The sequence below is a fragment of the Nocardiopsis codii genome, from assembly GCF_036327455.1.
Lineage (GTDB): Bacteria > Actinomycetota > Actinomycetes > Streptosporangiales > Streptosporangiaceae > Nocardiopsis > Nocardiopsis codii.
The window spans coordinates 364,038-387,611 of the sequence record NZ_JAUZMY010000002.1 but is presented as its reverse complement, the minus strand read 5'-3'; the positions used below and the strand labels follow the sequence as shown (position 1 = coordinate 387,611).

Annotated in this window: 20 protein-coding genes and 1 tRNA gene; 10 read left to right on the top strand and 11 right to left on the bottom strand. The window is 70.0% G+C overall.

The features are described 5' to 3' along the window. Positions 1 to 9: 9 nt before the first annotated feature. The 4 genes from Q8791_RS03590 to Q8791_RS03575 form a co-directional block, all read right to left on the bottom strand. A complete protein-coding gene (locus Q8791_RS03590) occupies positions 10 to 1,221 on the bottom strand; it encodes a beta-ketoacyl synthase N-terminal-like domain-containing protein (protein WP_330090089.1) in 1,212 nt (403 codons plus the stop codon). Between the two features lie 8 nt (positions 1,222 to 1,229). Then, entirely contained in the window at positions 1,230 to 2,486 is a 1,257-nt protein-coding gene (locus tag Q8791_RS03585; RefSeq protein ID WP_330090088.1) for a beta-ketoacyl-[acyl-carrier-protein] synthase family protein, read from the bottom strand. A gap of 783 nt (positions 2,487 to 3,269) precedes the next feature. Then, a complete protein-coding gene (locus Q8791_RS03580; RefSeq protein WP_330090087.1) occupies positions 3,270 to 3,971 on the bottom strand; it encodes a DUF3159 domain-containing protein in 702 nt (233 codons plus the stop codon). A 183-nt stretch (positions 3,972 to 4,154) separates the two neighbouring features. Next, the gene (locus Q8791_RS03575; RefSeq protein WP_330090086.1) at positions 4,155 to 4,766 is read right to left on the bottom strand and encodes a TetR/AcrR family transcriptional regulator; all 612 of its coding nucleotides are present in this window, start codon (positions 4,764 to 4,766) and stop codon (positions 4,155 to 4,157) included. A gap of 239 nt (positions 4,767 to 5,005) precedes the next feature. Here Q8791_RS03575 and Q8791_RS03570 point away from each other — a divergent pair, with 239 nt between their 5' ends. Beyond that, positions 5,006 to 5,719, top strand: coding sequence for an SDR family oxidoreductase (locus Q8791_RS03570; RefSeq protein ID WP_330090085.1), 714 nt, complete (start codon positions 5,006 to 5,008; stop codon positions 5,717 to 5,719). A 146-nt stretch (positions 5,720 to 5,865) separates the two neighbouring features. Here Q8791_RS03570 and Q8791_RS03565 read toward each other — a convergent pair whose 3' ends face one another. Next, the gene (locus Q8791_RS03565; protein ID WP_330090084.1) at positions 5,866 to 6,726 is read right to left on the bottom strand and encodes an alpha/beta fold hydrolase; all 861 of its coding nucleotides are present in this window, start codon (positions 6,724 to 6,726) and stop codon (positions 5,866 to 5,868) included. A gap of 66 nt (positions 6,727 to 6,792) precedes the next feature. Then, positions 6,793 to 7,788 carry an NADP-dependent oxidoreductase gene (locus tag Q8791_RS03560; protein ID WP_330090083.1) on the bottom strand — a complete coding sequence of 332 codons (996 nt, stop codon included), beginning with the start codon at positions 7,786 to 7,788 and terminating at the stop codon, positions 6,793 to 6,795. A 568-nt stretch (positions 7,789 to 8,356) separates the two neighbouring features. On the opposite strand from Q8791_RS03560, the gene Q8791_RS03555 reads away from it, so the two are divergent. Continuing rightward, complete coding sequence (locus Q8791_RS03555) at positions 8,357 to 9,556, top strand: serine hydrolase domain-containing protein (protein ID WP_330090082.1); 1,200 nt, start codon at positions 8,357 to 8,359, stop codon at positions 9,554 to 9,556. A gap of 173 nt (positions 9,557 to 9,729) precedes the next feature. On the opposite strand, the gene Q8791_RS03550 is transcribed toward Q8791_RS03555, so the two are convergent. The 4 genes from Q8791_RS03550 to Q8791_RS03535 form a co-directional block, all read right to left on the bottom strand. Then, on the bottom strand, positions 9,730 to 10,137 hold the full coding sequence (locus tag Q8791_RS03550) for a Dabb family protein (protein ID WP_330090081.1): 408 nt from the start codon (positions 10,135 to 10,137) through the stop codon (positions 9,730 to 9,732). Between the two features lie 68 nt (positions 10,138 to 10,205). Beyond that, positions 10,206 to 10,427 carry an NAD-dependent epimerase/dehydratase family protein gene (locus tag Q8791_RS03545; RefSeq protein ID WP_330090080.1) on the bottom strand — a complete coding sequence of 74 codons (222 nt, stop codon included), beginning with the start codon at positions 10,425 to 10,427 and terminating at the stop codon, positions 10,206 to 10,208. A gap of 62 nt (positions 10,428 to 10,489) precedes the next feature. Further along, positions 10,490 to 11,908: an MFS transporter gene (locus Q8791_RS03540; protein WP_330090079.1), complete on the bottom strand. Its 1,419-nt coding sequence runs from the start codon at positions 11,906 to 11,908 to the stop codon at positions 10,490 to 10,492. Positions 11,909 to 12,015: 107 nt separating this feature from the next. Next, positions 12,016 to 12,564 (bottom strand): TetR/AcrR family transcriptional regulator, encoded by a 549-nt coding sequence (locus Q8791_RS03535; protein ID WP_330090078.1) that lies wholly within the window; start codon positions 12,562 to 12,564, stop codon positions 12,016 to 12,018. A gap of 439 nt (positions 12,565 to 13,003) precedes the next feature. Between Q8791_RS03535 and Q8791_RS03530 the strand changes: the two genes are divergently transcribed. From Q8791_RS03530 to Q8791_RS03510, 5 genes are all read left to right on the top strand, one after another. Beyond that, positions 13,004 to 13,576, top strand: a complete 573-nt coding sequence (locus Q8791_RS03530) for a TetR/AcrR family transcriptional regulator (protein WP_330090077.1) — start codon at positions 13,004 to 13,006, stop codon at positions 13,574 to 13,576. Between the two features lie 141 nt (positions 13,577 to 13,717). Beyond that, positions 13,718 to 15,952, top strand: coding sequence for a GMC family oxidoreductase (locus Q8791_RS03525; protein WP_330090076.1), 2,235 nt, complete (start codon positions 13,718 to 13,720; stop codon positions 15,950 to 15,952). 116 nt (positions 15,953 to 16,068) lie between these two features. Continuing rightward, entirely contained in the window at positions 16,069 to 17,034 is a 966-nt protein-coding gene (locus Q8791_RS03520; protein ID WP_330090075.1) for an NAD-dependent epimerase/dehydratase family protein, read from the top strand. Positions 17,035 to 17,165: 131 nt separating this feature from the next. Then, positions 17,166 to 17,771, top strand: coding sequence for an ABC transporter permease (locus tag Q8791_RS03515; protein WP_330090074.1), 606 nt, complete (start codon positions 17,166 to 17,168; stop codon positions 17,769 to 17,771). A 255-nt stretch (positions 17,772 to 18,026) separates the two neighbouring features. Beyond that, positions 18,027 to 18,584, top strand: a complete 558-nt coding sequence (locus Q8791_RS03510) for a TetR/AcrR family transcriptional regulator (protein ID WP_330090073.1) — start codon at positions 18,027 to 18,029, stop codon at positions 18,582 to 18,584. A gap of 1,039 nt (positions 18,585 to 19,623) precedes the next feature. On the opposite strand, the gene Q8791_RS03505 is transcribed toward Q8791_RS03510, so the two are convergent. After that, positions 19,624 to 19,708: transfer RNA gene (locus Q8791_RS03505), tRNA-Leu, on the bottom strand. A gap of 142 nt (positions 19,709 to 19,850) precedes the next feature. Here Q8791_RS03505 and Q8791_RS03500 point away from each other — a divergent pair. From Q8791_RS03500 to Q8791_RS03490, 3 genes are all read left to right on the top strand, one after another. Next, positions 19,851 to 21,173, top strand: a complete 1,323-nt coding sequence (locus Q8791_RS03500) for a M20/M25/M40 family metallo-hydrolase (protein WP_330090072.1) — start codon at positions 19,851 to 19,853, stop codon at positions 21,171 to 21,173. Between the two features lie 224 nt (positions 21,174 to 21,397). Continuing rightward, a complete protein-coding gene (locus Q8791_RS03495) occupies positions 21,398 to 22,435 on the top strand; it encodes a hypothetical protein (RefSeq protein ID WP_330090071.1) in 1,038 nt (345 codons plus the stop codon). Positions 22,436 to 22,593: 158 nt separating this feature from the next. Beyond that, positions 22,594 to 23,340, top strand: coding sequence for a chaplin family protein (locus tag Q8791_RS03490; protein ID WP_330090070.1), 747 nt, complete (start codon positions 22,594 to 22,596; stop codon positions 23,338 to 23,340). Positions 23,341 to 23,574 lie beyond the last annotated feature (234 nt).

The window sequence follows — 23,574 nt, the reverse complement described above, 5'->3', positions numbered from 1 at the left end:
TCTCGTGTGTCAGACGTGGTCGGGGTGCTGGAGGACGAGAGCCGACGTCCCGCCGCCCAGGCCCCGCGACAGGACCAGCGCGGCACGCAGACGGGCGGGCCGGGCGACCCTGACCACCAGGTCGAGGCCCAGGGGCGCGTCCGGAACGTGCGGGGTGGGAGGAACGACCTGGTGCTCCAGGCTCAGCACGGCGGCGGCCACGTCCAGGGCGCCCGCCCCCGCGTAGGCGCGTCCGAAGCCCGCCTTGGGCGCCGTCACGGCCACACCGTCGGGAAAGAGCTGCCGCAGCGCGGCGGCCTCGTCGGCGTCGGCCTTCGGGGTGCCCACGGCGTCCGCGAAGACGACGTCCACCCCCTCCGGGCCGACCCCTGCGCGGCGCATCGCCTCCCGGGCCGCCTGCAGGAGGCCCTCACCGCCAGGGTCGAAGGCGCCGACCCCGCCGAACGTGCTCGCGTGGCCCGCGACGACGGCCCGTACCCGGACCCCGCGCGCCCGCGCGGTGGCCAGGTCCTCCACCAGTGCGACGGCCGCGCCCTCGGCCGGGACGAAGCCGCTCGCCTCCTCCGTGAAGGGCACGTACGCCGAGAGGGGGTCGTCACTCTCACTGAGCACACCGCTGCCCAGCTGGGTGGCCAGGGCGAACGGGGACCCGAGTGCGGCGTCGCTGCCGCCGACCAGCATCGCCGAGGTCCCGCGTCGCAGTGCCTGCGAGCCCTGGTCCAGGGCGTCGAGCATGCCGGGTTCGTCGGTGGTGAGGACTCCGCACATGCCCTTGAGGCCGTTGCTGATGGACACCTGGCCGGTGCTGGCCGCGTAGAACCAGGCGATGGACTGGTAGGGGCCGACGTAGCCCGGACCCTTGCCCCACAGGGCGGCGAGCTCGCGCTGCCCGAACTCGTTGCCGCCGCTGCCGCTGCAGATGAGCACCCCGGTGGCGAAGGGGTCGGCGGCGGTGTCGACCCCCGAGTCCCGCAGCGCCTCGTCCGAGGCCACCATCGCGAACCAGCTGAACGCGTCGGTCCGGACGACGTAGCGGCCCTCGATGTGGTCGAGCGGATCGAAGTCGGGCACCCTGCCGCCGACGCGGACCGGGAGTCCCCGGGCGCCGACGTCGGGCAGCGGCGCGATGAGCGTGCGCCCCGCCACGAGCGCGGACCAGTAGGCCTCGGTTCCCGTTCCCGCCGGTGAGACCGTGCCCAGCCCCGTGATCACCGTGGTCATGGCTCTCCTCACTCTCCCCGGTCCAGGACGACCGCTGACTGGAATCCTCCGAAGCCGCTGCCCACGGACAGCACCACGTCGGTCCTCTGCTCGCGGGCGGTCGCCGGCACGTAGTCGAGGTCGCACTCGGGGTCGGGCGTGGCCAGGTTGGCCGTGGGCGGTACGACGCCTGTGTCCATGGCCAGCACGCAGGCCACGAGTTCGATCGAGCCGATCGCCCCGAGCGAGTGCCCCACCATCGACTTGATCGAGGTCATCGGCACCCGGCGGGCGTGCTCGCCCAGGGCGCGCTTGACCGCGTCGGTCTCGTGCCGGTCGTTCTGCACGGTCCCCGACCCGTGCGCGTTGACGTAGTCCACGTCGGTGGCCGGACGCCGCGCCTGGTCGAGCGCGGTGGTGATGGCGCGCGCCATCTCCGTCCCCTCGCGGCGCAGGCCGGTCATGTGGAAGGCGTTGCCGTGGTTCGCGAAGCCCGCCACCCGGCAGCGGATGCGGGCGCCGCGACGCCGCGCCGCCGACGCCTCCTCCAGGATGAGCACGGCGGCGCCCTCGCCCATGACGAAGCCGTTCCTGTGGCGGTCGAACGGCCGGGACGCGTGTTCGGCGTCGTCGTTGCTGTCCGACGTCGCCTTGATGGCGTCGAAGCAGGCCATGGCGATGGGTGAGACCGGTGACTCGGCAGCCCCCGCCACGACCACGTCGGCGAGGTCGTCCTCGATGGCCTGCGCGGCGTAGCCGACCGCGTCCAGCCCGGAGGTGCACCCGGTGGAGACCGTGCGCACCGGGCCCCGCGCGCCGACCAGCTCGGCGATCTCCCCGGAGAGCGTGCTCGGCATCAGTGCCAGGTTGAGGTGGGGTTCTGCGGCGGTGTGGTCGACCACCCATTCGGAGCCGCCGCGGCTCATCACCGCGTACTCCCGGTCCAGGCGGGTGGTGCCGCCGACCGCCGTCCCCATGCTCACGCCGACGCGCCAGGGCAGGATGTCGGCCAGGGGCGGCCCGCTGTCGGCGAGGGCCTCGGCGGCGGCGACGGCGGCGAACTGGGTGTACCTGTCCATGCGCGCGGTCTGGCGCTCGTCCAGCCCGTGGGCGGCGGGCTCGAAGTCCACCTCGGCGGCGATGCGGGAGCGGTATCCCGCGGGGTCGAACAGGGTGATGCCGCGGGTGGCGGTGCGTCCCGCGGTGAGCAGGTCCCAGAACGCGGTGACGCCGACGCCCCCGGGGGCCACCACGCCGACTCCGGTGATGACGGCCTCACGCCTCATGACGCCTCCCCCCGCAGACGGGGCCGCGGTCGGTGCCGTGGTGCGCACGCGGGCGGGAGCCGCGGCTCCCGTGAAGGGCCTGTTGGGATCGGCTGGGCTGTGGGGTGACGGGCCTTGGCGTCGCCGAGGCACGGCAGGTCTGGGTCAAGGGTGTCTCCACGAGTTCAGGGATGCCGCATGGGGCCGGCCGCGGGACGGGCTGCCGAACGGTCCGCGTGTGCTGTGCCGCGCCTCGGGCGGGTCGGGCGCCGGACAGCTGTCGAGAGTGGCCGCGAAGGGACTGGTCAGGGCAGGTGGGGCCGAGAGCGGGAGCCCCGCCTCGGCCGGTATCACTACTTTCTGTGCTTGTCATACCACGCTCGGGAGCTGACTTCCCGTTGGTGGGGCCCCTGTCGGCGACCTGGCTGGCCAGCTTCACCGTTTTCCGCTTCACCGCTGTCCGGATCGCCCGACAGGTCGGTCTTTGTTCCCCAGGAGCAACGCTGACCAGGAGAGCAGGGAACTCCCAGGTCAAAGACCTGGGAGTGGGGGTGATCAGGGGTCGGGCGGGGCTCCGTCCCTCCGTCCCTCCGTCGCGTGGTCCGATCCGCGGTGCGGGGGGCGCGGGCCCGGGCGGAGCCCCGGCCACCGCCCTCGCGCGGTCGGTGGCGGGACCGGTGATGCGGATGCTCCCCGGCCTCGCCGGCTTCCGGACGGCACGCGCGCGTGGGCGGCTCCGTGCACGGATGCGGCCCCCGCCGTGGGGCGGGGGCCGGCATCTGATGGACCGGGGTGGTGGGCCGGTCAGGCGCTCCGGGGAGCCTTGTCGGTGTTCTTGATGAGGCGCTTGGTGGAGCGGCGGAAGGCCCAGATGACGACGACGGCGGCCAGGGCGGTCAGGGGGATGCCGGTGACGGTGTCGGCGATGGCCAGGCCGGTGGTGGAGTCGGCGAGGTAGAGCCACTGGCGGACGATGAACCGGCCGGCGAACAGCGCCATGACGGCGAGGGTGGCCAGGTCGTGGATGCGCAGGGTGGGCCGGTCCTGGCGCCAGGGGTGGGTGCCCCCGTGCACCGCGTTCCAGATGACCCCGGTCAGGGGGCGGCGCAGCACGAGCGAGACGAGCGTGAGGACGGCCCCGGCGAAGGACGCCCAGATCCCTATCAGGAAGAAGTCGTTGGCCGACCCGGTCATCGCCGAGACGCCCCCGGCCACGGCGACGCCGAAGACGCCTCCCAGCGCGGCCGTGAGCTTCTCCCCGCGCCACATCCGGAACACCGCCAGCACCGCGGCGATGGCGATCGCGGCCCCGATCGAGGCGGCCAGGGAGGCGAAGGGCACCACTGCTGCGAAGACCACGACGGGCAGGGTCGTGTAGACCATCCCGGACGTTCCGCCCAGCTGGTCCAGCACCGCCTGCTTGGTGCTGACCGGCTGTTCGGTCCCGGGGGTCTGCTCGGCGGTGGGGGCGTTCTCGGCGGTGTCGGCGGTGCGGTCGGTGGTCATTCCGTCCTCCCGAGGGGGTGAGCGTGTGCTGATCGGCTGATGGGTCCAGAAAAGACCATGCCGTTACGGCACACTCAAGCTCGGGTGACGTGACCTGGGTCACTCGCGGTGCGGTGTGGCATCGGGGGATGCCGCGCACGGGATCGCGCCCGCCCCTCCGCCGAGCGGCCGACCGGCGGGTGTTCAGGCGGGGGCGCTGTCGGTGCCGGGGAGCACGGCGGCGATCTGGCTGCGGATGTCCCCGACGATCGCCTCCACGCCGGACGCCGTGTTCACCGACGCCGCCATGCTGACGAACATGACGGCCGACACGATGCGAGCCAGTGTCGCGGCCTCGGTTCCTGTGTCGCGGCCGATCACGGCGGCGATGGCCGCCTCGGTCCGGGCCGTGATCATGAGGGCGTCACGGTGACGGGGCTCCTCGGGGTCGCCGAACACCATTTCGCGCAGGTAGGTGCGCCCGTTCTCGATCTGTCTGCGATTGCACTCCACGATCGGGCGCACGATGGCCATCACGGCGTCCAGTGTGTCCACGGTGTCCTCGGCGTCCCTGATCCCCCGATCCAGGGACTCGGAGTAGTGGGAGTTCTGGACCAGCAGAAGCAGTTCGCCCTTGCTCTTGGCGTAGAGGAACAGGGTGCCCGTGCCGATGTCGGCGCGTTCGGCGATCTGCTGGGTGGTGACCTCGTCGACCCCGTACTCAGCGAAGAGCTCACTGGCCGCGGCGGTGATGCGTTCGAGCTTCTGCTGCTTGTTGCGCTCGCGTCGCCCCTGCGCCCGGGAGGCGGATGGCATCGCCCCTCCTTGGGGAATAGAGACTGACCGTGCTCAGTTATGAGCATAGTCATTAATGTCTGGGTTCGGATATGCCCGGGTTCAGTCTCCCACGCAGGGGTGGAGCGCTCACGGCCGGTCTCGGAGCGACGCTCACGACCGGACACCGGGCGCCGGCGGCACTCGGTGTCACCACCCGGGCACACCTCGATCCTCGGCCCACCGCAACCCGTACGCGGCGAACAGCAAGGAGAGCGAAAATGCCCACACTCGACGGATCCGTCGTCCTGGTCACCGGGGCCAACGGAGGTATCGGCACGCAGTTCGTCGACCAGGCCCTGGCACGCGGCGCGAGCAAGGTCTACGCCACCGCGCGCAGGCCCCGGACCTGGGACGATGAGCGCGTCGTCCCCCTTCGTCTCGACGTCACCGACCAGGCCTCCGTCCAGGAGGCCGTCGCGGCGGCCGGTGACGTCACCGTGCTGGTCAACAATGCCGGGGCCTCGGTGTCCAGCCCGGGCATCCTCACGCACACCGACGAGGAGATCCGCGCCAACGTCGAGACCAACTTCCTGGGACCGCTCTTCCTCGCCCGCGCCTTCGCCCCGATCCTGTCGGCGAAGAAGGCATCGGCGATCATCGACATCCACTCGGCGCTGAGCTGGTACGCCGTCGCGGGCATCTACAGCGCCACCAAGGCCGCCCTGTGGTCCGCGACCAACTCCCTGCGCCTGGAGCTCGCTCCCGAGGGAGTGCACGTCGTCGGAGTGCACGTGGGCTACGTCGACACCCCGATGGCCGCTCACACCACCGATCCCAAGACCGACCCCGCAGACCTGGTGCGCGCCGTGTTCGACGCCACCGAGGCCGGGCAGTACGAGGTTCTCGCCGACGAGGTCTCCGTCCAGGTCAAGGCAGGGCTCAGTGCCCCGATCGAGGCCCTCTACCCGCAGCTCGGCGCGACGAAGTCCTGAGTACCCCCGCGTCGGCGCCGCCGCCGTGACGCACGGCTGCGGCGCCTTCGCCATGGCCGGAGGGCCGTCGTCGTGCAAGGTGTTCGGCCACGCGTCCCTTCCGCACTCCGACCGTTCGAGGGCGGAGTGCGGGGACTCCCGTGGCGTCAGCGGGTGAGGAACTCCACGGCGACGGGGGCGAACTCCCGGTGGTACTGGAAGATGCCTCCGTGGCCGGAGTCGGGGTAGACGACCAGTTCCGAGTCGGGGATACGGCGGTGCAGGTCCTCGGAGAGCACCGAGGGCACCATGCGGTCGTTGTCCCCGTTGGCGATCAGGGTGGGCTGGGTGATCCCCGACAGGTCGGCGGGTTCCGAACGCCCCCACCTCGTGATCGCCTTCAGTTGGGTCCGGAGGGCCTTGACCTTGATCGGCTTGTCACGGTCCGCCGTGCGTTCCCCAAGTCGCTCGACGAAGGCCCTCCCGGCGCTCCTTCCGGTTGTGTTGCGGTTGAAGAACAGGTATTCCTTCGGGTCCGACCGGGTCAGGGCCGCCCGCGCCATGTCGTAGTAGGTCGTTCCGGCGACCTTGTCGATGCCCTTGCCCCCGGCGGGCCCCGTGCCGGTGAGGACGAGTCTGCGGACCAGCTCCGGGTACTCGCGCACCAGCACCTGGGCGACCATGCCGCCGAGGGAGAAGGAGAAGACGTCGATCTCCTCGAACCCGAGCGCCCTGATGAAGGCGACCGCGTCGGCGGCCATCGCCTCCACGGTGTCGGGCACCTCTCCCGTCGACGCGCCGACACCGCGGTTGTCGAACGCGATGACGTGCCGCTCCCCGGCCACGGGATCGACGATGCGCGGGTCCCAGTTGTCCAGAGTCGCGGCCAGGTGCGTGAAGAACACAACGGGGATGTCACCCTTGGGCCCGAGTTCCCGGTAGGCGTAGGTCACCCCGTCCGCGGTGATCGTGCGGGTCGGCGCCTTCGTGTAGAAGGTGTTGACCGACTCGTCGCTGGTGTCGCTCATGACGGCTCCCCTGATGGTGCGCGGGCGGTATGCCCCGACGGTGATGGACGATGTCCTGGTGAGGGATCAGGTGTGGCTGATGACTGTCTTGCCGCGGACGCCTCCCCGAGCCAGTGCCTGGAGGGCCTGAGGCGTCTGTTCGAAGGGGAACACCCTCCCCACGACGGGGCGCAGCTTCCCGGCGTCGACGAGGGCGCTGATCCGGCGCAGCTGGTTGCCGTCGGCGCGCATGAACAGGAACTCGTACGTCACGCCGAGCTTCTTCGCCTGGCGGCGGATCCCCGCGCTCAGACCGGTGATCGCCAGGCGCAGCAGCGGGTTCAGGCCGATCTCCCGGGCGAAGTCCGGGTCCGGCGGTCCGGAGATCCCGATCGCCTTGCCGCCGGGCCGGAGCACTCGCAGCGACTTCTCCAGGTTCTTGCCGCCCAGGCTGTCCAGGACCAGGTCATAGCCGTCCAGCAACTGTTCGAAGTCCTGGCTGCGGTAGTCGATGACGGTGTCCGCACCCAGCTCACGGACGAAGCCGGCGCTGGAGGCACCAGCGGTCGTCGCCACGTGCGCACCGAGGTGTTTGGCGAGCTGGATGGCGATCGACCCGACGCCACCCGCGCCCGCGTGGATGAGGACCTTCTGCCCCGGCCCGACGTTGCCGCGTTCGACGAGTGCCTGCCAGGCGGTGAGCGCGACCAGCGGTAGTGAACCCGCCTCCACCATGGAGATCGACGAGGGCTTGAGGGCCAGGTCGGCCTCGGCGACGGCGATGCGTTCGGCGAAGGTGCCGATCCGGTCCTTGTCGGGTCGGGAGTACACCTGGTCGCCGGGTTCGAAGCCCCGGACCTCGGCGCCGACATCGATGACGGTTCCGGCGACGTCGTGTCCCAGGATCAGCGGGAGGCGGTAGGGCAGGATCTGCTTGAACTCACCGACGCGGATCTTCTCGTCCAGCTGGTTCACGCCGGCGGCCTCCACCCGCACGAGCACGTCATGTTCCCCGACGCTCGGCTCGGAGACCTCAGCCGCCCGCGGCTCCTCCTTGTACTTGGTGATGACGAACGCTCTCATGCGCTGTTGCCCTTCTCCGTGATGCCGGGTGCGGTGGCGCGGCCCCCCGCGCATCGCGCGAAGAGGACCGGCGCGGCGACGAACGCGCTGCGCTTCGGGAAGCCGGTTCCGCCTCCTGGCCGCCACGGGCATGGCGGGTGGCCGAGGCGCCGAGGTTGCGGATGCCGCTGTCCTGTGCGCCGTAGGCCGTTCTTCTCCCGGTCTCGCCATACCCAACTTTAATGAGGATGATCAATAATGAGTGTACTCATTTATTGCGCGGAGGGGGCACGGCTCTCGCCATGGCGCGCGGCCTCCGGTGGACTCTGTCGTGTCGGGGTGGTTCAGGTGTTGCAGGGAACTGCGCCGACAGGCATTCCCAGGTCAGAGGGGTCTGCTCAGGGATCTTCGTGGCGGTGGGGAGTCGTCGGGTGTGCTCCCCGGCCAGTGGGGGCGACCCGTTCCCCTAATATAGTGAATGATCACTATCATTTGGTTGGCGTCGACTCCGGGACCGATGGTTCGGCACGGGTGATGGCGCCGCCTTCGCAACGCCGACTGCTGGGTCCTGCATGAGAGGGAAACAACGATGACTGGCAGCTTCAAAGCCAAGGCGGACGACGTGCTCCGTCGAACCGTGAGTTCCATGCCCGGGGTGCCGGGCGTGATCGCCGGTGTCACCGACGAGCACCAGACCCTGTACCTGAGCGCGGAGGGGGTCCGACGAGTCGATGGCGCCGAGCCGGTGACCCCAGACTCACCGGTGGCCCTCCTGTCGACGACAAAAGCGATCACGGCGACAGCGGCACTGCGCCTCGTCGAACAGGGCAGGCTCGACCTGGACGCCCCAGCCGGCCGATACGCCCCGGACCTCGAGCGGTTGCGGGTGCTGGCGGGCTTCGACCGGACCGGCGAACCGATGCTTCGGCCCCCCGCCAGTCGGATCACGACCCGTCAGCTGCTCACGCACTCCTCCGGGCTCGGGTACGAGTACTTCAACGCCGACTACGCCCGTCTCGTGGGCGAGGAGCGGCAGCCGCCCATCGCGACCTCCACCCGGGCGGCACTGGACACACCGCTCCTGTTCGATCCCGGAGCCCGTTGGGAGTACGGGACCGGAATCGACTGGGTGGGCCGGGTCGTCGAGGGCGTCACCGGACAGAGCCTCGGCGAGGTCCTCGCCCGTGAGGTCCTGTCACCGCTCGGGATCACGACGATGACCTTCGTGCCCGGCCCCGAGCAGCGCCGCGCACTCGTGGGCACCCACCTGCGCACGCGGGAGGGCGACCTGGTGCCCCTGGACGTCGAGCCGCCCACCTCACCCGAGATCGAATCCGGCGGGCACGGACTGTACGGAACCGTGGGGGACTACCTCAGGTTCATCCGCATGTGGCTGAACGACGGGGTCGGAGACCACGGACGCGTGCTGGAGGCCGGGACGGTACGCGACGCGGTCCGCCGGCACCTCCCGGACCATGTGGAGGTCACCCCGTTCCGGAGTGCGATCCCCACGGCGACCAACGACGGCGAGTTCTACCCCGGCGTCCGCAAGTCATGGTCCCTGGCCTTCATGATCAACCAGGAGGCGACCCCGACGGGACGACCGGCGGGCGCCCAGGGATGGGCGGGACTGGCGAACCTCTACTACTGGATCGATCGGGAGAACGGCATCGGCGGGTTCTGGGCCACCCAGGTGCTGCCCTTCATCGACCCCGCGTCCTACGGCGGATACCTCGAGTTCGAACGAGCCGCCTACGACGAGTTGGTGCGGACTCCCGACCCGCGTTGACCGGCCGTGTACCCGCCCTGTTCGACAGGGGCCGGACCGAGTGAGCGCGAGGCCCGGATCAGGGAGGTGATCCGTGGCCTCGCGCTCACTGTGCGAGGGCGTTCACCGCTTCACCGGCACGATGCCGGAAGTCAGCGAGTGGTGCGGGTGAACGGCCTCGTGGTCGCGGTCGGTCAGGCCGCGTGCTTGCCGGGTGCGGCGCTGCCGAGGTACTCGTCGAGGTTGTCGATCAGCTCGACGAGGTCGGGGTGGGCGTCGAACCGGCGCTGGTGGATCGCGGCGATCTTCTCGCCCATCTCCGGGTCCGGGTCGTCGGTGATGTCGAACGAGGCGAACTTGGAGATCAGCGGAAGCCCCATCCGGTCGACCTCCAGGTGCGCCGGGTCGTTCATCATCTTCTCGTAGGTCTCCAGGTCCTGGGCGGCGTTGACGGCGCCGTACTCGTACTCGCCGCCGAAGTCGCGGCCGAAGACCCCCGTCGGGTCGTCCGTGTTCTGTCCCGTCATGCCCTGGACGATGGCGTCCGCGGTCTCTTTGGGGACGTCGGGCCGGATGGTGAACCGGATGCAGTGGTAGATCATGGAATTCTCTCTCCTTGGGTGTTCACCTGAGTGGTGAGGCTTGGGTGGGGTGGTCTGGGTGGGGTGGTTCAGCCCCGGGTGAAGGCGCCGGCGTGGTCGTGAGCGAAGTCGGCGATGTCGCGCGCGGGTGCTCCGGTCAGGTCGGTGACGACGTTCTCGACACCGGGCACGGCTTTGAAAGGGCTGCGGATCATCGCGCGGACGGTGGCGCCGCGGGCCTTCAGAGCAGGCGACAGCGCGGAGCCCACGGTTCCTGTCGCGCCGGTCACGAGCACGGTGGGGTTGGTCATGGCGAACTCTCCGTTTCGTGGTCCCGCCGGGGCTTGTTCCTCGGCGGAGTTCCTGTCGGGGGTCAGGGCCGTGGGGAGGCGGCCCGAAGGCGGTCCCTCCCCGGAGCGGATGCGAACGAGAGGGCGAGCGCCACGAAGACGAGTGCGCACTGGCCCAGGAAGACGGTCGTGAACGCGATGCCCCCGCTCGCCCCCGCGGTTCCGATGGCCACCCCGGCCAAGGCCGCGAGCCCGATCGCGCCACCCAACTGCTGTGCGGTGGTGACGAGCGCGCTGAGCAGGCCTCCTTCGCCCTCTCCGCTGTCGTGCACCGCCATCGTGACGGCGTTGACGGAACCGAGTCCGAGACCCGCGCCGATCAGTGAGAAGGCGCCCAGAAGGTGCGGGGTGAAGCCGGTGGTGGTCGGGTTCAGGACCAGCCACAGCAGACCGAGAAGGAGCAGGACCAGAGCCGCTCGCAGTGCTCGGGCGGGCCCGACCCGCCTGGCCGCCCAGGGGGCCGAGCCACTGCCGACGATCATCATGAGGGCGATGGGGGCCTGGGTCAGGCCGGTCGACAATGCGCTCATCCCGAGCACTTCCTGCTGGTACAGGGGCAGGAAGAAGAGCAGGCTCGCCAGGGTGGCGCCGATCAGCATCAGCACCGCGCTCGCGGTCACCACCGGCTTCTTGCGGAAGACGTCGAGCGGGACGAGGGGGTGTGCGGAGCGCCGTTCGACAAGGACGAACGCGACCAGGGAGGCAGGGCCGACCGTGAGGCTGATCAGTGTGCTCGGCGCGCCCCAACCGGCCTCCGAGGCGGTGATCATGCCGAGCGCGAGGGCGGAGATGCCGAGGGTGATCGTCACGGCGCCCGGGACGTCGAATCGTCCGGGCCGGCACGGTGCCGGTGGGACCGAACACCACACGACGATCGCGCTGAGGACGCCGAAGGCCAGCGGGGCCCAGAACACCGACTGCCACCCCAGTGCGTCGGTCAGCGAGCCGCCGAAGAACACCCCGAGCAGACTGCCGATGCCCGAGATGACGCCCCAGAGGCCCATCGCACGGGTGCGTTCCGCGGCGGACGTGTAGAGGGAGAGCATGAGCGCGAACGAGGAAGGCATCAGGGCCGCGGCTCCGATTCCCTGCCCGACCCGCCCGGCGATCAGCATCGGGCCGGTTGCGGCCAAGGCGCAAAGGACCGATGCCGTGAGGTAGACGGCCATGGCGGCAAGGAACACCCTGCGGGCTCCGAGCACGTCGGCGAGACGGCCTCCGAGTAGCAGCAGGCCCGCCAGGGCGACCAGATAGCTGCTCGCGACCATGGAGAGTTCGGCCGCCGAGAGCCCCAGGCCCTGGCGGATCGCCGGGCCGGCGAGATTGACCATCGCGGTGCCGAGAACGACCAGGAACATGGAGGTCGCCAGCCCGGCCATCGCCACACCGCGCGGAACCCGTGAGCGGGCGAGTGGGGGGATGCGGGCGGTGTCGTTGCTCATCTCGCCTTTTCCTTGTCCGGAGAGGGGGTGGGCTTGCAGTCCGAATAGATAGTGAGTCGTCACTATCAAAAGGCCGGAAGGGGCCGAGGGGTCAGACCTGACCAGGGTCAGGAGCCGGAGGCCAGAAACCGTTCGGCCCACGGGTCGTCTCCGGCCCGGCCGGGCAGGTCCATGGAGGCCGCGACCAGGTACAGCATGCCGGCGGCGAAGAAGTCGTGCGCCAGGTCGGAGTCCACCCCGGGGAGGGCTTCGGCTCGCTTGAAGACATCCTGTGTCCACCGGTGCATCAGGTCGCGGATGTCGGGGTCTTCGCAGGCCGCGTAGCCCTGAAGCAGGATGAGCATCACCTCGCGGTTCCCCATGAGGGCGCCCCAGCCGTTCGCCATCGCCCACAGCTGGTCGTTGTCGGCGTCCTCGCCGCGAACGAGCATCTCCTGTTCGATCGTCGCGAACGTGCGTTCCAGCACCGCGATGAAGAGCCCCTTCTTGGTGGAGAAGACTCGGAAGAGGTTCGGGTGGGGGAACTTGACGTCCTCGGCGATGGTCACGGTCGAGCCGCCATGGAATCCCTTGTGGCTGAACTCCCTCAGCGCCGCGGCGAGGACCTGCTCGCGACGCCGCTCGATGCTGACTCGTGGTCTCCGCCCTGTCGTCATGTTTGATAGTTAACAGTCACTACGAGATGGGTGTCAACTCGTGCCTCGCGGGACGGGGGCGGGGTCGAAGTCGACGTTCGCGCGCCAGGGGTCGGCTCGGAGTGAGCTGGGCGGCGGTCGCGAGGCCGGAGTCCCCCGTGTCGGGTTGCCCGGTGCATCATCACGCCCTCGCCGGAGGAAAGGTGACGCACGTCACCGAATTTCCTTCGGGTGTGCTCCAGTTGTGGTCGGCGAGCGCAAATTCGCAGTTCACGGCTGCGATCCGAGCCCCAGGGGGCGTTTCTGTGCAAAGAAGGGCCCTCTCCTTATCGGCGCCGAAAGTCGATGGCCGCGCCACGAACGGCCAGTTCAGCGGCGCGCAGTCGTCCGGGGGAGTCCTGGTGTGCGACTCGGGGTGCGGGGTTGACGCGCGCTTTGTAGTGACTGTTAACTATCAAACATGACGACAGAGCGAGAGGTGCAGGGCCAGGGCGCGCCGCGCCGAGAGCAGATCCTTGCTGCGGCACTGACGGAGTTCAGCCACAAGGGATTCCACGGCGGCTCGACCGTGACCATCGCCGAGACGGCAGGCAGTTCGCATCCGGGCCTCTTCCGAACGTTTCCCACCAAGAAGAGGCTCTTCCTCGCGGTGCTGGAGCAGGCGTTCGCCACGATCGAGCAGGAGTTGGCCGTCGCGGACCGGGCGGCGGGGGGTGACCGGCTCCAGGTCGCGGTGACGGTCTGGAGGTCTCTGATGGAGAAGCGCGAACTGATGCTTCTGCTGATTCAGGGGTACGCCGCCTGCGAGGACTCGGACATCCACGATCGGATGTACCGGTGGACGCGGGAGACCTTCGGTCGCATGGAGGCCTTGGCGAAAGCGGGCGCCGAGCCGGAGAACCCCCTCTTCGCCACGGCCATGCTGTACACGGTGGCCTCCTGCATGGACCTGTCGGCCCGCGCCGAGGGTGAGGCGTGGGCGGGGAGGCTTCTGGCCTCCAGGGCCGGGCCCTGGAAAGTTCCTGACATTTGACCTATTGATAGCGAGCACTCACTATCATTGGCGGCCGCAAGCCGAGGAACTCACCTGTGTAAGAGCCCCGGACCCGCACGCGCACGGCAGCCGACCGGTGCGGAGAGAGAACGGTTCGGCCGTGTCGTGCACCGTCCCCCGATGACACACAACCTGGAGAAGAAGCTCATGACCAGTCAATACGACGCTGACGCCATCGTCGTCGGCAGCGGCTTCGGCGGCGCGGTGGCCGCGGCCCGCCTCGCGCAGGCGGGGTTCTCCGTCATCGTCCTCGAACGCGGCCGACGGTGGGGGCTCGGAGAGTTCCCCCGCGCGTCCAAGCTGGACGACGGCTGGCTGTGGGAGCTCGACCGGGGGCTCTACGACATCCGCTGGCTCGACTCGATGGCCAGTGTCCAGGCCGCCGGCTGGGGCGGCGGGTCACTCGTGTACGCGAACGTCTTCGCCCGCCCCTTCGAGGAGACGCTGGACCACCGGTGGCCGGACCACCTGCGCCGCAAGGAGCTGGACCCGTACTACGACCTGGCCGCGCACATGATGGGGGTCGGGCCGGTGGGCGACGACCCCCGGACCGGGAAGACCCCTCCCCGCACCCAGCTCCTGGAACAGCTCCTGGCGCATTCGGACAAGGCCGAGGCCACCGTGCGGCCCAACCTGGCGGTGACCTTCGGCGACCCCGACACCTGGCGACCCAACGTCCACGGCGCGCAGCGCCGCGGCTGCGCGTTCGTCGGAGAGTGTGTCATCGGCTGCAACCACGGGGCCAAGAACACCCTGGACCACACCTACCTCACCGCCGCGGAGAACGCTGGAGCGCGGGCCGTCACCGACGCCCAGGTCCAGCGGATCGAACCGCGGGACAACGGCTACACGGTGTTCACCTCGACCCCCTCCGACCCGGACGCACCGCGGCGCGAGTGGTCCGCCCCCAGACTCGTGCTCGCCGCCGGCGCGGTGGCCACCAACGAGCTCCTGCTGCGCTCCCGTGACATCCACGGCACCCTGCCCCGCCTCTCCCGCAGCCTCGGCCACGGCTTCTCGGGCAACGGCGACTTCCTCACCCTGGCCGAACTCCGCGGCGACCGCGAGGACATGACGACCGGACCCACCATCACCACCAACACGGTGCTCGACGTTCCCGAAGGGCGACGCCCCGTCTGGTACCAGGTCCAGGACGGCGCCTTCCCGCCGCCCCTGAACGACCTGCTCGACAGCCTCCTCCCGGCCAGGAAGGCACGCGACTGGTGGCGGCGCAGGGTCCGCGGCACCAACCCGCGCCAGACCTTCGCCGTCCTCGCGATGGGCAAGGACTCCGGGAAGGGGAGGCTACGGCTGGACGCCGGCGGCGACGCCACGCTGGCCTGGGACAACCGGTGGCAGGCGGCCCTGTACCGGTCCCAGGTGCGCGTGGGCCCCGCGGTCGCCAAGCTCCTGGACGCGCGCCTGTACAACCCCTTCACCTGGTCGGTTCTGCGCCGCACCATCACCGTCCACCCGTTGGGCGGGGTACGCCCCGGTCCCGACCCGGCCACCTCGGTCGCTGACGAGGCAGGAGAGGTGCACGGCTACCCGGGTCTGTTCGTCATGGACGGTTCGGTACTGCCGGCCGCAACCGGGGTGAACCCCTCCGCCACGATCCTCGCCGCCTCGGAACGCGCGATCGAGACCGTCATCCATCGCTCCGGACAGCCCGAGTGGCGCGCCCCCGAATGGGACGCGGTCGTTCCCGCCCCCGTCCCCGAGGACGCCGCGTTCACCTCCCAGTCCAAGCTCCGCAACGCCACCAAGGGCGACGGCCTCGTCTTCCAGGAACGTATGACTACGGGCCGGGGCAAGCACCCCAGGGTCGTCCTGACCCTGAAGGCGGAGATCCCCGGCATGGACCCGTTCCTCGCCGACCAGGCGCACACGGTGCCGATGCGGGGCTCGATCGACGTCGAGGACGTCGCCACGCGGGCGCCCATCGCGGGAACGCTGTCCCTGTTCCCGCGAGGAAGACACGAGGCCATGTCCTACGCGCTCGACTTCCACGACGACGAAGGCAACGCGTGGCAGCTCACGGGAACCAAGACCGTGCGCTCCCGCAACCCCGTCGAGCTCCTGACCGGACTGACCCACCTGCGCACCGAGATCACCCCCCTCGACCCCGGGACGGGCGAGAGCCGGCGCCTCGTGCTCACCATCGGCGCCGCCGACCTGGTCCGGCTGGGCACGTCGATCTCGGGGAAGGGCTTCACCCTCACACGCCGCCTACGCGCGTCGGCACGGTTCGCATCGTTCTTCGCGGGCTCTGCCCTGCGACGACGGAGCCCGGCCCCGACAGACGGTCCGCGCACCACCACCAGTCCCGGCAAGGGGCCGTCCTCACGCCGGTAGTCCCCGACGGCTCCGACTGCGACCCGACGCGGTCAGGCCCCGCAAGTCCTCGATCACCAGAAGTTCCCCTATCCAGTACGAGAGCGCTGCTCTCCTTTCCCGCAGGGAGACATCCTGTGTCCGCACACCTGATCGTCGGCGCCGGCATGGTCGGCTCGACCACCGCGCTCCAGCTCGCAGACCTCGGCGAACACGTGAGGCTCGTCAGCCGCTCGGGCCGGGGGCCGACCCATGAGCAGATCGAGCTGATCTCGGCCGACGCGAACGACGCTGATCGCCTCAGCGAGCTCGCGGACGGGGCGGCAGCGATCTACAACTGCCTCAATCCCGCCTACCACCGCTGGCTCACCGACTGGCCGCCGATGAGCGCCGCGCTGCTCACCGCCGCCGAGCGCTCCGAAGCCCCCCTCGTGATCGCCGGTTGCCTCTACGGGTACGGCGACGTCACCGGCCCCATGACCGAGGACACCCCCCTTTCCGCTACCCAACCCAAGCTGAAGGTGCGTGCCGACATGTGGCGGGAGGCCCTCGCCGCGCAGGAGGCCGGTCGGATCCGCGCCGTCACCGAGGTGCGCGCCAGCGACTACATCCAGGCCGGATCACTCCTCAGCCTCTTCCTGGCCAAGCCGCTGCTGTCCGGCAGCCGCGCCCTGGTCCCCGCCCCGCTCGACGTACCGCACACCTGGACTTCGATCAACGACGTGGCGAGGATGCTGATCACCGCGGCCACCGAACAGCGGGCGTGGAACCGTGCCTGGCACGTGCCCAGCGCGGATCCGCTGACGGTCCGTCAACTCGCCCACCGATTCAGCGAGGCGGTCGGAACCCCGGCTCCGAGGATCGGCAAGTTCCCCGACTGGATCTTCAAAGCCACCGGCTCCTTCGTCCCGATGGTGCGCGAGTTCCAGACCACGGCCTATCAGTTCTCGGCGCCGTTCGTCATGGACTCCTCGGCGGCCACCGCCACCTTCGGCCTGCGCCCACAGCCGATCGCCGAGGCATTGCGCGAGGCGGCCGAACTGAGTGGCGGCACCCCGAACAAGGCCTCCGGGCCCTCCAGTACCCGCCGGGCCGCTTCCTGACCGGACCCGTGTCCTGTGGCCCCCCGCCCTCGGGGCCACAGGGCGTGGACCGGCATCCCGGTCCCTCCGTTTTCCAGGCTTCGCCCACCATGACTCATGCGCGCACACGAGACCCCGACCGGAGGCTCACCATGTCCACCACACCTTCCGTCGCCGCAGACGACACCGCGAGCGGCGTTCGCCCCAGCCCGATCGACAGCCGGTTCGCCTACCGCAGCTTCGCCTTCGCCTTCGTCTTCGGGCACGGCGCCTTCGCTGTCTCCGGAGGCCCCGACCCCCTCGTGGCCCTGCCCCTGTGGGTGCCCCTGACACTGCTGGCCTGCGGCATCGTGCCCGGAGTGGTGTCCTCCCTCATGGCCGCCAAACGCGCTCAGAAGGGTGCCGGACCGGCGGACGTCCTCTCGGAGAAGCTCCTGGGCAACGCCTGGGCCACCGTCTTCATCGCCCTCACCCTGGGCATCACCGGACTGACCACCACCTTCGACATCCCCGCCGAAGCCCAGGACGTCCTGTGGCCCACCGGTGCGGTGTTCGTCGTCGGCCTGATCAACATCGCCGAGGGCGCCGCCCGCCGCAACGTGCTCCACTACAGTCTCGGCACTGCGCTGGCCCTCATCGCCACCGCGGCGCTCCTGTTCCCCCCGCCCGGCCCGTTCTGGGTCCTCTCCCTCGCCGGGAGCATCGCCTACCTCCTGGCGGCCTTCTTCGAAAGCCGCCGCATCGCCGCCCTCGGCTGAGCCTCCGCTCCGTCCAGCGGGAGGAGTGCGCTCGTGCGGAGGGCAGTGAACGCGGTGGTTGCTCCGAACCACCGCGTTCACCCCACGGAGACGCCGCTCATGGATGTCGAAGCCGGCTGTATCCGGTCTCGCGACGTCGCCCTGGGCCGCTCGTGCGACGCTCGTCCATCGTGGGTGCGCGGAGCCGCCCCGGGAAGCACGCGCAGTCGTGTCCTGTTTCGCCTCTCCAGATTTGCTGAGTGTAGACTATCAAGCATGACGGAAATTCGGAGGGAACGAAGGCCGCGCGTCAGTATCGAGCTGCGTCGTGAGCAGATTCTCGCTGCGGCTTTGAAGGAGTTCAGCCATAAAGGGCTGCACGGCGGTTCGACGGTGACCATCGCCAAGGAAGTGGAGATTTCCCACCCCAATCTTTTTCGTGTCTTCTCCACCAAGAAGGAACTCTTCATGGCGGTTCTGAGGCAGACCTTCGCGCAGGTTGAAAAAGATATGCTCATCCCGGGGGAAAAGGACGAAGAGAATCCGCTCCAGACAATGTCCGATGCCTGGGGTGTGCTGATGGAGCACCGTGAGCTGATGCTCATCCTCCTTCAAGGATATGCGGCCGGCAATGATCCCGACATTCGCGACCTCATGCAGGAGTGGACGCAGGACGTGTTCGAGCGATTCGAGGCAATGCCCGGAGTCGGCACGAACCTGGCGCACGACTTCTTCGCCGCGGGCATGTTGTACATGGTGGCGGCCTCCATGAACTTGCCTTCTCGCGCGGAAGGGGATGCCTGGGCGGACCGTTTTCTGGCTTCGGGCTCCTGACGGTCGTATTTCCATGCCATCGCCTCCGGGGCTGGAACTCGCGTGGGCCCTCCATGTACCGTTTCGCAACGGCAGGAGTGTGGAAGCTTGCGTGCAAGCGGTCGCTTTGCGACCGTCCGATATGACCAAGTGGTTTCCTTTTCCTGTGGTGTCATGATGAGGACCCGGACGCACGAATTCCGGTAGGGCTGCAGTGGTGCACCCTGACTGATCGCCCGACTGGGCGAGTTCTTTGTCAGGGGTGAAGCCCCTGGCCTTCAAGCCCGCCGGCAACCTTTTTCAGGCTTGGACAGTGAACACTCACCACCAGCATGAAGTGAGTGTTCACTATCTTCTCGGCGGCGACCTCCGGAGCTCGACAGCACGCTCGCGTAGAGGTACCGCGCCGAAAACTCAGCAACGCGACGACGCAAGGGGATCCCGACCATGACCACGGAGCAGTCGACCGCGCCGGCCCGGCAGCCCCGACGCCCCACAGCGATGGCTCGCGGGCCAGGACGCCGAGGTCGAGCCGCCGTGCACGCTGGTTCGCTCCAAGTCCCTCCGCGCCGCAGCGGTGCAGGCGAGCGTCACCGCACGTAGGCGCGATTCGAGCCGCCGCGGACCGAACCGGTCCGTTCCCCCGCTCGCCTCGCTCGTCGTGGACCAGTACCGGCGCTCACGTGCAGTTCGTCGCCACCGGCGAGCGGGGCCGCCTTCGCCCTGAAGCGGCCCGGATCTCCCGAGGAGTCGGGGGCTGTGAGCATCGACCGGCTGTGACCGGCTGCCGCACTGAGCAGTGCGACACCGCGTTGGAGTACGACGCGATGCATGTGTGGTTCGTCGACCGGTGCGCTGCCGATGTCACCGGCCACGCGTACCCGGTTGCCGGACAGCGGCACGAACAGGAAGGCCACCGGGATCGCAGGCTCCCTCCGGAGCCGCGCCGCCCGGGGGCCGGTCCGCGGATGCGCTGTGACCCCGTGAAAAACAGCGTGCGGGCCGAGACTCGTCTCGGCCCGCACGAAAGCTGCGCTGATCCCCGTAGGGAGATGTTGTGTGTCCGAGGGGGGACTTGAACCCCCATACCCTTAACGGGCACTAGCACCTCAAGCTAGCGCGTCTACCTATTCCGCCACCCGGACCGGGTGTCCGGCGCCCTCGCGCCGTACAGGTCAACCATAGCAAAAGTCTGGGGTGCCACGAACCAGGTTTTCCGCCGAGGGGCCGCCGTGGCAGGGTCGGGGGGACAGCAGGGCAAAAGGTGCGGCTGGACGGGAGCGTCAGATGGCAGAGCCAGACAAGGTCCTGAGCGCGGCGGAGGTCGAGGTCGTCGACCTGTGCAGGGAGCTCATCGAGTTCGACACCTCCAACTACGGCGACCATTCGGGCCCGGGGGAGCGCAAGGCGGCGGAGTACGTGGCCGCCAAGCTGGACGAGGTCGGCGTCGAGTCGAGGATCTACGAGAAGCACCCGGGGCGCAGCAACGTCGTGGCCCGGATCGCGGGGGAGGACTCCACCCGTCCTCCGCTGCTCATCCACGGACACCTGGACGTCGTCCCCGCGGCGCCCGAGGACTGGACCCACCACCCCTTCGCGGGCGAGGTCGCCGACGGGTGCGTGTGGGGCCGCGGCGCGGTCGACATGAAGAACATGAACGCGATGGTTCTCGCCATGCTGCGCCAGCGCCTGCGCGAGGGGCGCCGCCCTCCGCGCGACATCGTGCTGGCCTTCCTCGCCGACGAGGAGGCGGGGGGCACCTGGGGCGCCCAGTACCTGGTGGCCGAGCACCCGGAACTGTTCGCCGACTGCGACTCGGCGATCAGCGAGGTCGGCGGGTTCTCGTTCACGGTCAAGGAGAACCGGCGCCTCTACCTGGTGGAGACCGCGGAGAAGGGCATCGCGTGGATGAAGCTCACCGCGCGCGGCACCGCCGGGCACGGTTCGATGACCAACAGGGACAACGCGGTCACCGAGCTGGCGGAGGCGGTGGCCCGGCTGGGCCGGCACGAGTTCCCGCTCCACCTCACCCCCACCGTGCGGACCTTCCTGGAGGAGATCTGCGAGGAGTTCGACATCCCCTTCGAGGAGAAGGACGTCGAGGCCACGGTCGCCCGTCTTGGGCCGATCGCCCGGATGATCGGCGCCACTCTCCGTAACACCCTCAACCCGACGGTGCTGGGGGGCGGGTACAAGGCCAACGTCATCCCGGGCGAGGCCACCGCCCAGGTGGACGGCCGATTCCTGCCGGGCACCGAGGACGCGTACTTCGCGAAGATCGACGAACTGCTCGGCCCGAAGGTCGACCGCGAGTTCATCCACCACCTGCCCGCGGTGGAGACGCCCTTCGACGGCGGACTGGTCAACGCCATGTCCGAGTCGCTGCTGGCCGAGGACCCGGGAGCGAAGGCCGTTCCCTACTGCCTCTCCGGCGGGACCGACGCCAAGAGCTTCTCCCGCCTCGGCGTGCGCAACTACGGTTTCGCGCCGCTCAAGCTCCCCCCGGAACTGGACTTCGCGGGCATGTTCCACGGGGTGGACGAGCGCGTTCCCGTGGACGGTCTCCAGTTCGGCGTCAGGGTCCTGGACCGTTTCGTCGGATTGAGCTGACCTCGCCGCGTTTTGCGGTGTCCTGCCTGGTGAACCGCGTCGAGAAACTTTCTCGGCGCGGTTCTCGTTCGGGTGCGCCATCACCCAACGTGATGCTACGGTTGCTTTGAGTTCGAGGGTGTCTTGGTTCTCCTCCCGCCTCCGTGCGGTGGGAACCGGCACCGGTGTGACCGTGGCGGCACCGCCGCACGGGACCGTCCAGCAGTAGCGAAACGAGGAGCATCATGGTGCTCACGGGCAGGGGGTGGCTGGTGTCGACCGGTCGCGCTGCCTGTGTGTCCCGGAGTGCCTGCGCTCGCCTACTGCTCCTGTCCGGCATCGTCGCCGTCGCCTGGCTGGCCGGAGGGATCGGTGTCGCCCACAGCGAGACCGCCTCCGGAGCAGACGGCCTGGTCGACCGTGTCATGGACCTCGGCGACACCGCCGAGGAGACCGGCCAGACCGCCGCCCAGGAGATCCGGAGCACCCGGCTCTCCGACACCGCCGCCCACGCGGGCTCCGCCACGGAGACCCTGACGGGCCACGTCGTGCCCCAGGCCGCCGCGCTTCCCGCGAACGCCCTGCACGAGACCGGTGTCACGTCGGCGCTGGAGGACACGAGGACCGGAGCCGCGGCCGGCAGGGTCGTGGGCGACACCGCTTCCACCGTGGACGGGACCGCGCGCGGCGCGGGGAACCTCGTCGGCGGCATCGCCCGCACAGGGCAGGACGTGGTCCGGTCCACCGACGATTCGCTGCGTGACGGCGGACTGGTGGGAACGGTCGCCGAAGGGCTGACCGAGTCCACCCGCGCCGTTCACGGGGGGATCAGCGAGGCTGCGAACGTCACGGCCCCCTTGGGCCTGCCCGTTCTCGGCGCCACGGACGAACTCACGACTGACCCGGCCGGTCCCGCGGTCAAGCGCACCTCCACCGAGTCCGGTCGCGGCACGCAGGTGCCCCGTCCCGGTACGTCGGCGGACACCGGCGTGCACGCGGCACCGACCGCTTGGAGCTCGGCCGCCCTCGAGGCAGCCGAGCGTGTGCACGACGACGACCCCGGTGAGCGCATCCGCCTCATCGGCGGCGGCGGCTCGCACCACTCGGCCGGAGCGGACGCCACCGGCGCCACCGCCCCGTCCTTCCCCGCTCCCGGCGCTGCCGGGTTCCTCATGGCTCGGGCCGGCCACCTGGCTCCCCGTGCCCAGCGGGTCGCCCTTCCCGGCGACCCCACCCTGGTCGTCCGCGACGCCGCGGACGACCCCAGCTTCGCTCCCGACTAGCCGCGTCTTCGACCGCGGCCGGTCCGTGCGCTCCCGCACGCAGCCGTCCTGCCGACTCCGGCGGACGTGCCTTCACCCCGGCTTTCCCAGAGCGTGAAGCTCTCCGACCGCGGTCACACGTGTAGCCAGCCGACCTTCCTGCTGACAAAGGACACGCGATGACCCACGAGACTCAAGCACGTATCGCCGCACTGGTGACCGCCGGCTTCATCGCCGCCACCGCCGCCACCACCGCCGGAGCCGCCTACGCCGACACCGCCACCAGCGGGAACGGCTCCATCGGCGGGGGCAACCAGCTCATCGCCGACCTCGACGTCCCCGTGAACGTCTGCGGGAACGCGATCGCGATCCTCGGCCTCGCCGGCGCCCAGTGCACGGACTCGGGAGCCTCCGTCACCGACTCGTCCTCCGTCCGGGGACCGCAGGGCGGCTACGAGGAGCCCGAGGAGTCCGAGGGTGAGACCCCCGGTGGGGAGTCCCCCGAGGGTGAGACCCCCGGAGGCGAGTCGCCCGAGGGTGAGACCCCCGGTGGGGAGAAGCCCGAGGGTGAGACCCCCGGTGGGGAGACGCCGGGTGGAGGGGACCCCGGGGAGGAGTCCTCGGAGGGTGAGACCCCCGGCCAGGAGGTTCCCGAGGACCGCGAGGGGCTCTCCGAGGAGAGCCCGGCGCCGGTGGACGAGCAGGCCGCGCCCGGCCACCCCGGCTCCTCCTCGGCGGAGGCGCCCGGTCAGCAGACGTCCGAGCAGCTCTCCTGGCCGTCGTCCGAGCAGCCCCCCGCGTCGGAACTCGCTGTCACCGGCACCGACTCCACCGGCCTGCTCGGCATGGTCGCCGCCGCGGCCGCCGCGGTCGCCGCCGGGATCGGCCTGGTCGTCGCCGGCAAGCGGCGCCGAGCCCGCGTCTGATCGGCTTCCCGGGCCGCTTCGCGCGGCCCGGGGGCTGACGCGAGTCCCGTAGCACCGGCCGAGGCCATGTGCGCGGGGTTCACGCCAGCCGCCGCCCCACCAGGGCGGAGCTGATCGACGGGGCGCGCGCGTCCGACCCGCAACCAGCGGGACGCGACCGCGGCGCGCCCTCCTGAACCGGCCGACACGCACCGCCCAGGTGCGTGGCCGACCGGATGATCCCCGGCCTTGGCC

Coding starts and splice junctions, on each gene's coding strand:
- Q8791_RS03565 (WP_330090084.1), bottom strand. CDS start 6,726: ATGAGCGACACCAGCGACGAGTCGGTCAACACCTTCTACACGAAGGCG.
- Q8791_RS03540 (WP_330090079.1), bottom strand. CDS start 11,908: ATGAGCAACGACACCGCCCGCATCCCCCCACTCGCCCGCTCACGGGTT.
- Q8791_RS03535 (WP_330090078.1), bottom strand. CDS start 12,564: ATGACGACAGGGCGGAGACCACGAGTCAGCATCGAGCGGCGTCGCGAG.
- Q8791_RS03585 (WP_330090088.1), bottom strand. CDS start 2,486: ATGAGGCGTGAGGCCGTCATCACCGGAGTCGGCGTGGTGGCCCCCGGG.
- Q8791_RS03555 (WP_330090082.1), top strand. CDS start 8,357: ATGACTGGCAGCTTCAAAGCCAAGGCGGACGACGTGCTCCGTCGAACC.
- Q8791_RS03545 (WP_330090080.1), bottom strand. CDS start 10,427: ATGACCAACCCCACCGTGCTCGTGACCGGCGCGACAGGAACCGTGGGC.
- Q8791_RS03490 (WP_330090070.1), top strand. CDS start 22,594: ATGACCCACGAGACTCAAGCACGTATCGCCGCACTGGTGACCGCCGGC.
- Q8791_RS03510 (WP_330090073.1), top strand. CDS start 18,027: ATGACGGAAATTCGGAGGGAACGAAGGCCGCGCGTCAGTATCGAGCTG.
- Q8791_RS03575 (WP_330090086.1), bottom strand. CDS start 4,766: ATGCCATCCGCCTCCCGGGCGCAGGGGCGACGCGAGCGCAACAAGCAG.
- Q8791_RS03495 (WP_330090071.1), top strand. CDS start 21,398: ATGGTGCTCACGGGCAGGGGGTGGCTGGTGTCGACCGGTCGCGCTGCC.
- Q8791_RS03570 (WP_330090085.1), top strand. CDS start 5,006: ATGCCCACACTCGACGGATCCGTCGTCCTGGTCACCGGGGCCAACGGA.
- Q8791_RS03550 (WP_330090081.1), bottom strand. CDS start 10,137: ATGATCTACCACTGCATCCGGTTCACCATCCGGCCCGACGTCCCCAAA.
- Q8791_RS03500 (WP_330090072.1), top strand. CDS start 19,851: ATGGCAGAGCCAGACAAGGTCCTGAGCGCGGCGGAGGTCGAGGTCGTC.
- Q8791_RS03560 (WP_330090083.1), bottom strand. CDS start 7,788: ATGAGAGCGTTCGTCATCACCAAGTACAAGGAGGAGCCGCGGGCGGCT.
- Q8791_RS03590 (WP_330090089.1), bottom strand. CDS start 1,221: ATGACCACGGTGATCACGGGGCTGGGCACGGTCTCACCGGCGGGAACG.
- Q8791_RS03525 (WP_330090076.1), top strand. CDS start 13,718: ATGACACACAACCTGGAGAAGAAGCTCATGACCAGTCAATACGACGCT.
- Q8791_RS03515 (WP_330090074.1), top strand. CDS start 17,166: ATGTCCACCACACCTTCCGTCGCCGCAGACGACACCGCGAGCGGCGTT.
- Q8791_RS03580 (WP_330090087.1), bottom strand. CDS start 3,971: ATGACCACCGACCGCACCGCCGACACCGCCGAGAACGCCCCCACCGCC.
- Q8791_RS03530 (WP_330090077.1), top strand. CDS start 13,004: ATGACGACAGAGCGAGAGGTGCAGGGCCAGGGCGCGCCGCGCCGAGAG.